The organism is Pseudomonas sp. C8002 (assembly GCF_013385765.1).
In the GTDB taxonomy this organism is placed as follows: domain Bacteria; phylum Pseudomonadota; class Gammaproteobacteria; order Pseudomonadales; family Pseudomonadaceae; genus Aquipseudomonas.
Genome location: NZ_JACAPJ010000001.1, coordinates 366,669 through 379,078, shown reverse-complemented (window position 1 = coordinate 379,078; position 12,410 = coordinate 366,669). Strand labels below are relative to the sequence as shown.

6 protein-coding genes are annotated in these 12,410 nt (G+C 63.1%); 3 read left to right on the top strand and 3 right to left on the bottom strand.

Annotation, left to right across the window (positions count from 1 at the left end):
- Positions 1 to 17: 17 nt before the first annotated feature.
- Positions 18 to 6,650: an NEL-type E3 ubiquitin ligase domain-containing protein gene (locus HX814_RS01755; RefSeq protein ID WP_256343937.1), complete on the bottom strand. Its 6,633-nt coding sequence runs from the start codon at positions 6,648 to 6,650 to the stop codon at positions 18 to 20.
- Positions 6,651 to 6,791: 141 nt separating this feature from the next.
- On the opposite strand from HX814_RS01755, the gene HX814_RS01750 reads away from it, so the two are divergent.
- Complete coding sequence (locus HX814_RS01750; protein WP_008432997.1) at positions 6,792 to 7,007, top strand: DUF2970 domain-containing protein; 216 nt, start codon at positions 6,792 to 6,794, stop codon at positions 7,005 to 7,007.
- A gap of 6 nt (positions 7,008 to 7,013) precedes the next feature.
- Here HX814_RS01750 and HX814_RS01745 read toward each other — a convergent pair whose 3' ends face one another.
- Positions 7,014 to 8,093, bottom strand: a complete 1,080-nt coding sequence (locus HX814_RS01745) for an ABC transporter substrate-binding protein (protein WP_102604658.1) — start codon at positions 8,091 to 8,093, stop codon at positions 7,014 to 7,016.
- Between the two features lie 449 nt (positions 8,094 to 8,542).
- Here HX814_RS01745 and HX814_RS01740 point away from each other — a divergent pair, with 449 nt between their 5' ends.
- Together HX814_RS01740 and HX814_RS01735 are read left to right on the top strand one after the other, a co-directional pair.
- On the top strand, positions 8,543 to 10,201 hold the full coding sequence (locus HX814_RS01740) for a nitrite/sulfite reductase (RefSeq protein ID WP_003210800.1): 1,659 nt from the start codon (positions 8,543 to 8,545) through the stop codon (positions 10,199 to 10,201).
- A complete protein-coding gene (locus tag HX814_RS01735; RefSeq protein WP_003210798.1) occupies positions 10,185 to 10,679 on the top strand; it encodes a DUF934 domain-containing protein in 495 nt (164 codons plus the stop codon). The genes HX814_RS01740 and HX814_RS01735 overlap by 17 nt, the downstream gene beginning before the upstream one ends.
- Positions 10,680 to 10,723: 44 nt before the next feature.
- Here HX814_RS01735 and HX814_RS01730 read toward each other — a convergent pair whose 3' ends face one another.
- A complete protein-coding gene (locus tag HX814_RS01730; protein WP_177008203.1) occupies positions 10,724 to 12,370 on the bottom strand; it encodes a SulP family inorganic anion transporter in 1,647 nt (548 codons plus the stop codon).
- Between the last annotated feature and the right edge of the window lie 40 nt (positions 12,371 to 12,410).

Sequence of the window (12,410 nt, the reverse complement as noted above, 5' to 3'; positions counted from 1 at the left end):
CGCCGGGGCACAGGCTGTTATAGCCTCAGTGCTGCTCTCTCCCGCTCGGACAGGCGAATCAGCAGGGCCTGGCGTTGCTCAGTCCTTTGCTTGGCCAATACCACGGCTTGCGCCTCGTACTGCGCACCAAACGCCGGATAGCGATCCTCCAGGGCTTCAGCCTCGCGGGCCTGGGTCTGGGCCAGCGTCGTAAAGTCAGCCGCGTATTGCTTCTGCACGTAGTCGACCCAGTACTGGCGCGTGACCAGATCGGCCGTGAACGCCTCGGTCGCCTCCCGGGCGATGATGCTGGCGTAGGCCTGGTCGATATCGGCCTGTTTCACTTGGGAAAGGTTGCGGTACAGCATGCCGGACGGCTGGCGCGGCAACTCCAGGCGTTGGGCCAGGCCGATGCGGTAGGCCAGGCGAATTTCCGCCGGGTCAACACTGGGCTTTAGGCTGACCACGCGGCTGGCGGTGGCTTCAGTCTGTTCCAGGCGGATCATGCTTCTGGCCAGCTTGAACAGCGCCGCGCCTTCTTTTCCGGGCTCCACGGTTTCCAGGGCCTTGAACTCATAGACACTGACTTCAAGGTCGCTGAACAGCAGGATCCAGCCGTCACCGCAGGTCGCGTTGATCCGCATGCCGCGAGCCTTGCCGAACAGTTGCTCGCGCAACGCCGGACGTTGCTCGGCGGCCTCCAGCACCTCCCATACCCGGCGCGTCAACTCAGGGCGGTCGGTGATGAAGTCCTGGGCGTTTTTCAGCTGGGAAATGATGTAGAAGAAATCCTCACTGTCGTCAGCGCTCTTGAGCGACTCCCAGACTGCGTGTTTGCTGGAGTCGGCCGCCACGCCAGCAAACCACTGGGCTTTCTGTGCTGCGGGCGTCAGCAGCTCCGGATGCAGCTCACCGCTCAGATCCGCTTCCTCGTGACTGGTACTGAGGAGGAAGCCATCGAGCTCGCGATCAATTTGCTCCCGGGTATAACCCAGGCCGAACCCCGTTTCCTCGAGGAAGTCGCTCAGGCGCTCGAACACGCGTTCTTCCAGCCCGTTGTCCGTCAGGTTGGTGTTGCTCATCAGGAGGTTGTGGCGAGGTAACAGGGCATCGTCCGGGATGGTCTCGATCTGGTTATTGCTGAGGTCGAGGGTGCGCAGTCGCGGCAGTTCCAATGCCCCGGCCGGCCATTCCTCCAGGACGTTGTTGTGCAGGTCCAGGTTTGTCAGCCCGCGCAGGCCGCTGACATCCAGGCTGGCCAGGGTGTTTTCGCCAAGGTCGAGCCATTCCAGCGCACTTAATGGGCCGAGCAGTGCCTGTAGCTCCACAGCGTCGCGCAAATCATTGTAGGTGGCTTCGAGATGAGTCAGCGCCGTGTATTGGTTGATCACCTCGGGCAGGTGCGCCAGGCCATTCTTGTTGAGCACAAGCCGGCGCAGGTGAGGGAAACTGCCCAGGAACCCATTGGACCCCTGCTCCGTCAGCTTCACCTCGGTGAGGTCGAGCACGCTGACGTGGCTCATTGAAGCCGGCAACGTCGGCAGGTCGCCCAGATACAACCCGGACAGGTCCAGTACCTCGCGCCCGTCCACCGGCGGCACCTCGGGCCGGGCACGCAGGTTGTGGCGCCAGCTTTCAAGGAGCCGGCCGGCGGCACGACGACGGTCGAGGGCACTGACCCAGCCGCCCCCCTCGCGATAACCCTCGATGTCGATCCAACTGTTCAACACCCGGCTCAAGCGTTGATGCTCGGCGCGCAACTGCACCAGGCGTGTGTCGACGCCGGTGGCGCCCAGGCCGGCGGCCAGCCATTCATCAATGCGCGCCACCGCCTGGGCACTGCTCAAGGCAGGATCCAGTTGTTGCAGGCGCGCCGCCGGAGTGAGGCGTGCTTGCGCGTCGACGTTCTCGACGTGCAGGGGCAACAGCAACTGGCCGGGGTCGTCGGTGACCCTGACCGGGAAATACTCCGGATCGCCGCCGGTCCGGCCGATGCGCAGCTGTTCCTGGGGAATGCCCAGCGGCTTGTGCAGGTAGATTTCCGGCCCCACCAACGGCAGTAATTCCACATCAAGGCCCAATGGATTTTCCCGCAGGGTGCGTTGCGCAAAGGCCAGGATGTCGGCGCAGGCCCGGGCAGTCAGTCGGCAACCCCGCAGGTTGCTCTTGAGCATCAGCGTGTCGTGGCCGGTGAGCGCCTGGGCGGGCACCCGGGTGATAGCGCTGTGGCTCAGGTCCAGGCTTTCCAGGACTGGCAAGTCCAGGACACCCTCGGGCCATTCGGTGATTCCAGTGCGGCTGAGGTTCAAGTGGCGCAAGGCGTTGAGGCCACGCAGATCCAGGCTCGCGACACGGTTGTATTGCAAGTCCAGGGTTTCAAGAGTCGTCAGGCGGCTCAAGCGTTGCTGGATGGACGGGATGATGCTCAGTTGGTTGTGGGAAAGATCCAACTGGCGCAGGGCGGTGAAGTTGTCCAGGGCCGAAGGCAGCTGTGCCAGGTTGCTGGCACTGAGGTTCAAGTCTTCAATGGCGTTGAATGCGCCGAGAAAGTCATTCAACGCCTCAATGGAAACCCGGGTGCCGCTCAGGTTGACCTGTTTGACATGGGCGAACGCGGCCGCCGGCAACCCGGGCAAGTCGCCCAGCACGCCCCCCGACAGGTTCAGTGTGGCGGTCGGCAGGTTGGAGCGCGCCGACATGCCCGACGGCGCAAACCGCGGCCCCAGGCCTTCACGCCAACTGTCCAGGAGCCGCTCGGCGGCGCGCTGGCGGTAAAAGACATCCACCTGCCGGCGGTCAACCCGCAACTCCCTGGTCGCCCACTCCTCCAGGTCCCGGCTCAGGGCGAGCTGTTCGTCGAGTACCTGGTGAGTGCGGGCCAGTATCTGTTCAGTGGTCAGACCCTGCTGCCGGAACTGAGAGACAACGTCTATGCCAAACCCCCAGCGCACGTCTTTCAAACGATCCATCACGCCCTCACAGTAACCCCGCACCAGGGCTTGCTCATTGAGCAGGTGAGCCGGATTGCCCCGCACGTGTTCATACACCGCCATGAATTCCCGGCGGTCAAACGCGGCCCACCGCAGGTTCAAGCCGCGCCACAGGCGTTCATGCCCGATGAGCATCGACGGGGGCACCGAACGGATGTTTGTTCGCCACAGGTCGAGCCTCTCAAGGTGCTCAAGTGACGCCACCCCCTGTGGCCACTCCTGCACCGAGCCCTCCATGCGCAGCGAGCGCAGGTGCGTGAGGGCGCTGACGTCCAGGCGTTGCGAAACGCCATCGATGCTCAGGTGCTGCAAACGCTCCATCCCCCCCAGGCGTTGCATGAACGTAGCCGGATAGGCCATATCCCGGCCGCCTAACGTCAACTGGGTGAGCCCGGTAAAGCGGTTCAGTCCGTCGACCAGCTCGATGCCTGGCGTTGCCTCAAGGAATACATCAAGGCGTTGCACGCCGGAGAATTGCTCAGCCAGCCTTGTACCCTGCTCACCCGATAAGGCCTCGGCTCGCACACTCAGCGACTGCACATGGGAAAAGTCTGCGCTCAGCCGCGGAAGGTCCGTCACGCTGCCTAGCGACAGGGTGCTCAGCGGCGGCCGCTCGCGGTAAATGCCCTGGCGCCAGCAACTGATGATGTCGGCCGCCATCCGTTGCTGATCACTGACCCTACCCGGCTGTGGGAACGCAGCGGCGGTCCACTGATCAAGCTCTGCCTGCAACAGGTCGAACTCACGCTGGCGGTTTCCCAACAGGGTGAAGATCTGTTGGGCGCTTTCACCGGCCTGCAATCGGCTCAGGACAAACTCGCTGGCCTGCCCGGCGTTGAGGTTCGGATAGAGCGCCTGCACCCTCGCCGTCAGCGATGCATCCACGTCAAAGCCTTTGCCCCGACCGCTCAACGGGTAACCCAGGACGCCCCCCGCCCCTGTCAACACGGGTCGCGAACGCGGTGCGCGCAGGCCGAGCACATTGGACATTTGGCTACGGCGGCGGGTGGCATAACTGGCCACCGCCTGTTGCAGTTCCCGGTCCAGGGTCGCCACGGGCATGTCCAGGCCAGGTCGGGCCGCAGCGGGGATCGCATGCACGACGGACTGGAAGAAATTACGCCGCCCGGTGGTCCGGCTGTTCAGCGCGACACCGCGCTCGTCGTAGGCCTGGAAGGCTTCGCCCTGCTTGACCAGGTATCTGCGCAGCGGCGCATCTTGCGGGCCAATGCTGTTCAGTAACGGTCCTTCGACAGCCTGAAAGCGCACTTCCAGGCGCAGATTGGTGGGCCAGCCCGGCAAGTGTTGCAGGCAATGCAGGGCCAGGCGGTCCGTGTCGACACCGGCGTCGGCCTGGCGATGCAGCCCCGCCAGGGCACGGCTCAGGCGGCCTTGTTGGACTGCGCGGCGAGCGGCATTGTCCAGGCGCGCCGAGGCTCCACGCTGACTGCGCAGTTGCAAGCGCTCCTGTTCGCTGGCGGTATCAAGAATTTCCTGGATGGCTCGCCTCGACAATCCAGGGAAGCGCCGTTGCAGCACCGCCTCTTCGCCAGCCAGCGGCGCCGTATCCGCCACTGGCTGGCTGCGGAACTGCTCCAGGGTATCGGCCAGCACGGCGGGCAGCGGCCTGCCTTCGATATACGCCTTGCGCAACACGTCATCCTGGACCCCACTGATATCCCCAATAATGCCCAGTGTCGTATCAGAGAATTCTTCAGTGGCAGGCCCCAGTCGTCGCAACAGGGTCAGGCGGTCCCATTTGAAGGGCTGCTCATGCACATGCCGCCAGGCACCGGCGTTGTTGTGTTCAAGGATCGGTTGGTAAGCCTCGGGATTTTCCGGGTGTTTGATCCGCCACTTGCGGATTCGGCTGTCGAAGACCTTTTCATGCAGGTTTTCGCCGATACGCACATAAATCTTGCCGCCTGTCTCGTACTGGCCCCGGGCATTGGGCTTGACAGCCGGGGCCAGCACCACCTCGCTGCGGTACGGCGCCAGGTCCGGTTTCCACAGCCGAGCCTCACCACTGGGCAGTTTGACCGGTACCAGGCCATCCACCCAGCGGGACACCTGGATTTTCGGCGCGCGACCGGCCAGGGCCGTCGAACCGCCGAGGGCGGCCATGAAGGCCACGTTCAGCGCCACCGACTCCAGATGCCCCCAGGCGGCATCCATGTCGCCTTCCTTCCACGCCTCGATGCCATGGTAGACCTCCAGGCCCAGCTGCACAGCCGTAACCGCCAGCATCACCTCCCCCAGGCCGGGCACGACAAAGGCCGCCATGTTCAGCACATTCAAGCCAATACTCAGCCAATGTTCGTGGCGTTCCTGGGCAGCCTTGCGATCCGCCTCGGCGGTGGGTACGGCGAGCGTTCTGGCGTTATCTTTCAGGCGTTGCAGGTGGTTGTCATAGAGTGCTCCGAACAGCTCGCCACTGATCAGGCTTTCGCGGCGCGCCAGGTTGATGTTCGGGTCGTAGATCTGCTCCATGTAGCCTCTGGAATTCCACTCGAAGGTAAAGAGCTTGGTCTTCAGTCGTTGCAGGAAAGCCGGGGCTTCGTCTTGCGGCACCAGGCTGGCGAACAGCCGCTGATACTCCGGGGAGCGCAGGTTGATCGCCAGTTCCGCCTCGAACGCCTTTATCGACGGGTATTCCTTGAGCGGGCACAACGGCGCACCGGGGATCCACGCCACCAGCCGCTGGTCGGCCGCGGCCGGCACCAGCAACTCCCCTAGCGAGGCGCCGGGCACCAGCACAGTGCCCCAGCCCAACGGCTGCCGGGCATCTGCCATCGCGCCGACGCCCGGCCCGATCAGTACGACTTCACCCACCTTGCAGCCGAGAATCGCCAATTGGCTGCAGGCAACGGGCTTGCCATCCAACTGCGGCCGTTCGGTACCGGCCAGCAAGGCGTTGAGCATGGCATAGGCACTGTCGCTGACTTCGTTCTTCATCCGCGCCGTGTGCAGCCTGACGGCCAGCAGTTTCTTGTGCGCGTCGATCATCTGCTCGCGCACTACGGCCTTGGTGCCCGCGTCCTCGAACACCTGCTGCAAATGCGCCTGGTATTGCCGGCCCAGGTCCAGCGTGCGGCAGAGCGCGGCAAACTGGTCCGGGGTGACGGCGAGCTTTTCGCGGTAGCGATAGCGGGCCCGGCGTGAATGGTCGTTCAGAATTTCGCCGTAGTACTCGGTGAACAACGCCCCTTCGGGGGCCAGCGCGCTGGTTTGCTCAAGGGCGATATCGGCAAAGTCTTCATTGCCTTCAAAGTTGAGCAATGCTGCCTGCAACAGCGAATGCTGTTGCGGCACCTGACGGTAACGCAGGTAGTGCAACTGGTGCTTGTGGACGTCCGGTACCTCACCGAACCGTTTGCGCCAGGCGTCTTCCAGCAGCGGCTGGGCGAACTCGGTGATGCCCTTGAGGCCGTCGAGAGTCTTGGCCAGCCGCTCGTGGGCGCGGCGACTGGCCAACTGGCTGTCGGCGAATGCCTGGCGCAACCCCTGGGGCGCGTTACTGAGCCAGGCAGGTGGTGCATCCTCGGGGACGCGCCCGGGCAGCAGGCCCGGCTTCAAGCGTCGGATGTCCGCAGCCGCGCTGCGGGCAATCCAGCCGGGCAAGCTGTTCTTGATCAATGCGGTGTGTAGCCCCTGCTCTGTCGGGGCGGGTAAGGTTGGCATGCGCTCGTTCCTGATGACTCTGTTAAGGAGTCCCAGTACAGCGAACGGGCCAACCGCCAGGGCGGTAGATAGCTACAGCCGGTGTTTTGCGGGAACTTGGCTATCCTCATCCATGGGTTTGATCCCTACCGCGAGGCCTTTATGGACGATTCCAACAACAAGCCACCGACTTTCTGGCAGATGCTTCACAGCGTGATGGCAGCCGCCTTCGGGGTGCAGAGCGGGAAGAATCGCGCCCGCGACTTTACCCATGGCAAGCCCAGCCACTTTGTCATCCTGGGTATTGTGTTTACCGCCGTGTTTGCCTTGACCCTGTTTGGCATCGTCAAGCTGGTGCTGCACCTGGCCGGTGTTTGAAGCCGGTCAATGCATCAGCAGTTGCAGGCTGAACGGGTAGCGATAGGTGGCTGGCTTGCCCTGGGCTGACAGTGCTCGAAAGTCGACGCCGTAGTCCTCGCGCCCCTGCATCTCTAAAAGGCGCGAGGCTTGTGGCGGATCAATCAATCGAAAGAGCCCAAGCTTGCGCTCACGCCCACCGTACTGCGCCATACCCAGGCCGCGGGCATCGTCATGCAGCACCACCATCGCCCAGCCGCCAAGGGTGAAATGCCCGGCCACCAGCACACTCAGGCGCCCCTCAAGGCGCGCCTGCAACGCTTCGGGCGAACTGTTGACCGCGCTGAACAACACGTCCGTGCCCGGCGTGCGCCCGCTGCCTTTGAGTGCATCCATTGCCCCCAGCGCCATTTCATCGTTGGCCGCCCACACCAGCGCGGTCTGCGGGTAGCGTTTGAATAACTGCGTGGCCTGGTCGAAAGCGCGCTGGCGACTCCACTCGCCATACACCAACTGGCGCAGGCGCACCTGCGGATGATCCGCCAGGGCGCGCTGCAAGCCTTGCTCGCGCAGTTGCGCGGCGGGAGTGGTCTTGGCCCCGGAGAACGCGATCAGGTCGAGGGTCTGGCCGGGGGCGACAGGCCCATGCAGGCGCAACAACTGGGTGAGCATCAAGTAGCCCGCCTGTTCGTCGTCGGCGACCATGCTGCCGATCCAGTCAGGGTATTTGCCGGCGTCCAGCAGTTGAGTCTGGTCCGCGGTCAGCGCGTTGTTGACGATCAGCAGCTTGACCCCGCTGCCCTGGGCCAGGCGCAAGATCTGTGGGGCGATGTACTGCTCGTTGACCAGCACCAGGTAGTCCGGGCGCTCGGCGCCTTGCAGGGCTTCACGGGCCTGCACCAGCGTGGTCTCGGGGTTGCGCTCGGAATAGCGCACACGCAAATCCAGGCCGAGGTCCCTGGCGGCGGCCTGCATGAATTGCGCGTAGCTGACCCAGAAGGTCTCGGTCGAATTGCCAGGGTTGAGAAACACCACCGACGTCGCCTGGGCGATGGCCCAGAACGGCATGCTCAGCACCAGCAAGCACTTGCAGAGAACCTTCAACATCGTTGCCTGAGCCCTTCGGAATGACGGCCCATGATAATGGCATCAGGCCGGTCAATCTCGGCTAATTGCCGATTGTCGACAACAAGGCTCGATAACGCCCTTTTATTGATGGCTGACCCAGAACACGGCAGTGGAAACCACCAGGATAATCAAGAACAGAATGGCCCACGCATCGACACTGCTGTCACTTTTGCGGGCTTTGGTCGGATTGCTCATAGCATCGCCTCTTGTCGGTTTTATAGGTGATTGCACAAAGACACGAGCACAGTAAAGTTCATGATTGCCCGCATGACAAATGTGGGTATCGCGATAACCGTTCTCATTAGGCCATTTGGTTATTTGCATATACTCAAACATCACTTTTGCGCATAAACGCAAACTGGTATCGTGCGCCGGCTCCGTTGGGAGTGCGCGGCCGTGCGCGCAGATTTGCCGAGAACAGGACCTATATGTACGTATACGACGAATACGATCAGCGCATCATCGAGGACCGCGTCAAGCAGTTCCGTGATCAGACCCGACGCTATCTGGCAGGTGAACTGAGCGAAGAAGAGTTCCGCCCTCTGCGCCTGCAAAATGGCCTTTATGTTCAGCGCTTTGCGCCGATGCTGCGGGTTGCCGTGCCTTATGGCCAACTGACTTCCCGTCAGACGCGCATGATGGCCAAGATTGCCCGCGACTTCGACAAGGGCTACGCCCACATCAGTACTCGCCAGAACGTTCAGTTCAACTGGCCGGCCCTGGAAGACGTGCCGGACATCCTGGCTGAATTGGCCACCGTGCAGATGCACGCCATTCAGACCAGCGGTAACTGCCTGCGCAACGTGACCACCGACCAGTTCGCCGGCGTTGCCGCTGACGAGCTGATCGACCCCCGCCCATGGTGTGAAATTGTCCGTCAATGGACCACCTTCCACCCGGAATTCGCCTACCTGCCGCGCAAGTTCAAGATCGCCATCAATGGCTCGACCTCGGACCGCGCCGCCATCGAAGTGCACGATATCGGCCTGGAGCCGGTGCATAACGCGGCGGGCGAGTTGGGCTTCCGTGTGCTCGTCGGCGGTGGCCTCGGTCGTACGCCGGTAGTGGGTGCCTTCATCAACGAATTCCTGCCGTGGCAGGACCTGTTGAGCTACCTCGACGCGATCCTGCGGGTCTACAACCGCTACGGCCGTCGTGACAACAAGTACAAGGCCCGGATCAAGATCCTGGTAAAAGCGCTGACCCCCGAGGTGTTCGCCCAGAAAGTCGACGCCGAGATGGAACACCTGCGCGGCGGCCAGACCACCCTGACCGACGCCGAAGTGCACCGCGTTGCCAAACACTTCGTCGACCCGGACTACAAGGCCCTGAGCAATCAGGACGCCGCGTTGGCCGAGCTCGATGCGCAGCACCCGGGTTTCGCCCGCTGGCGCACCCGCAACACCCTGGCCCACAAAAAGCCGGGCTATGTGGCCGTGACCCTGTCGCTGAAACCTACCGGTGTTGCACCGGGTGACATCACCGACAAGCAACTGGACGGCGTCGCCGACCTGGCCGAGCGCTACAGCTTCGGCCAACTGCGCACCTCCCACGAGCAGAACATCATCCTCGCCGACGTTGAACAGTCTCAACTGTTCACCCTGTGGGGCGAGCTGCGCGAGCAGGGTTTTGCCACGCCGAACATCGGCCTGCTGACCGACATCATCTGCTGCCCGGGCGGCGACTTCTGCTCCCTGGCCAACGCCAAGTCGATCCCGATTGCCGAATCGATCCAGCGCCGTTTCGACGACCTGGACTACCTGTTCGACATCGGCGAGCTGGACCTGAACATCTCCGGTTGCATGAACGCCTGTGGTCACCACCACGTCGGCCACATCGGCATCCTGGGCGTGGACAAGAAAGGCGAAGAATTCTACCAAGTGTCCCTGGGTGGCAGCGCCAGCCGCGATGCGAGCCTGGGCAAGATCCTCGGCCCGTCCTTCGCCCAGGAAGCCATGCCTGACGTGATCGGCAAGCTGATCGACGTGTACGTCGAACAGCGCACCGAAGATGAGCGTTTCATCGACACTTACCAGCGCATCGGCATTGACCTGTTCAAGGAGCGCGTCTATGCAGCGAATCATTAAGAACAACGAAGTCCTCGACGAAACCTGGCACCTGCTGCCCAAGGATGCGAGCTTCGATGGCATCTCCAACTGCGACGACCTGATCGTGCCACTGGCCCTGTGGCGCGAGCACGCTCACGCCCTCAAGGCCCGCGACGGCGGCCTGGGTGTGTGGCTGGACGCCGATGAAGAAGCCGAAGAGATCGGTGATGACGTGGAGCACTTCCAGGTCATCGCCCTGAACTTCCCGGCCTTCACCGACGGTCGCAACTACTCCAACGCCCGCCTGCTGCGTGACCGTTATGGTTACAAGGGCGAGCTGCGGGCGATTGGCGATGTGCTGCGCGACCAGTTGTTCTACCTGCGCCGCTGCGGGTTCGATGCCTTCGCCTTGCGCGCGGACAAAGACCCGTATGAAGCGCTGGAAAGCCTCAAGGATTTCTCGGTGACGTACCAGGCCGCGACGGATGAACCGTTGCCGTTGTTCCGCCGCAGGTAAGCTCGCGTCAATAAAAAGCCCCGACCAGTCGGGGCTTTTTGCATTCAGGCGGTGGGTTGCAACGCGAGTTGCACTGCACCATCGACACTCAAGCCGCTGATCAATACCTGGGGAGCACACGCCTCAGGCAGCGTCTGCAACACTTCCTGCGCCTCATGCCTGACACGGGCCAACACCAGACACCTGCCCTCCCCTTGCACCTGTACGAAAAACGCCTGCAACGCCTCGATGCTCGTGCCGTCCAGGTCGGGGGATTCTTCCAGGCTGAGCACTACCGTGTGCACCGGTAACGTAGCGTGCCGCATCAGGCTCAACACCGCCCCCAACACGCGCTCGGCATTCGCGAAGAACAGCGCTTCACTGGGCCGCACGATCAGCACACCGGGGATCCGTTCGGCGCTCGGGTGATGCAGCAAGTCGACAAAATCATGTCCGCCGTCAATGCGCCCCAACTCGCGCACGTCCGCCGACGACATCTGGCGCAACATCAACACCACGCTGATCCCGACCGCCACCAATAACCCATCCAGCACCCCCAGCACCAACACCGCCGCCACCGCGCAAATCACCAGCAACCGGTCGCGCCGCCAGGAGAAATAGCGGCCCAGGGGCTGCAGGCTCAAGCCACGGCCCAAGGCGTAAATGACGATGGCGGCAAGCACCGGCTCCGGCGTCAATGCCACCAGCGGCAGCACCGTCAGCACGATCGCCAGCACCACCAGTGCCGCCACGGCGCCCGCCAGCCGCGAGTTGGCACCCGCCGCCTCATTGGCCGATGTCGCCGAATACCCGGCGCCGGTGGGCATGCCCTGGAACAGCCCGGACAGCAGGTTGGCGGCCCCCAGCGCCAGCAGGTCACGGTTGGATGACACGCGATCACCATGCTTGAGGGCGAAGGAGCTGATGGAGCCGTAGGACTCGGCGTAAAGAATCATCACCATGGCAAACGCCAACTCTCCCAGGCGCAGCCAGTCGGCGAACGGCAATACCGGCAAATGCGCCACTTCCAGACGCAGGTCGATGACGCCGATCAACGCCACGCCATGGGCCTGCAGATCCAGCCACTGGCCGGCGGCAATCCCGAGGATCACCACCAGCAACCCGCCCGGCAGGCGCCGAACTCGCGCGCATAGCCAGAGCAGCAGCAACGCGACGCCCGCAACGGCAGCGGCGGCCCAGTTCCAGCGCGGCAGTTGCTCCAGGAGCTGGGGCAGGAAGCAAATCAGGTTGTTATCGGTCAGGTGCACGCCCACCACGCTGGCCAACTGCTTGAGGATGATCGTCAGCGCCAGGCCAAAGGCAAAGCCACGCAACACCGGCTTGGCGATAAACGAGGTCAGCCCGCCCAGCTTGAGCATCCCGGCCAACAGGAAAAACGCCCCCGTCACCAGTACCAGGCCCATTGCCAGGCTCAGCCTGAGTGCCGGGTCATCCCCCGCCAGCGTTGCCGTGGCCGCCGCCAGCACCGCTGCCGAGGACGATGTGGCAGAGACAATCGCGAAGCGGCTGGTGCCAAACAGGCCGTAGCACAACAATCCGGCAAACAAGGCGATCACGCCCGCCTGGGGCGGCAACGCGGCGATGCTGGAATAGGCCACGGCCTCGGGCAGCAACAGGCCGGCGATGGACAGGCCGGCCAGCAAGTCTTGTGCACGGTTCGGCGTGGTGTCGCTCTCAGGCTTGGTGTTCAATCCCTAATTCCCTGGCAAAAAAAACGGCCAATCCGCTGTC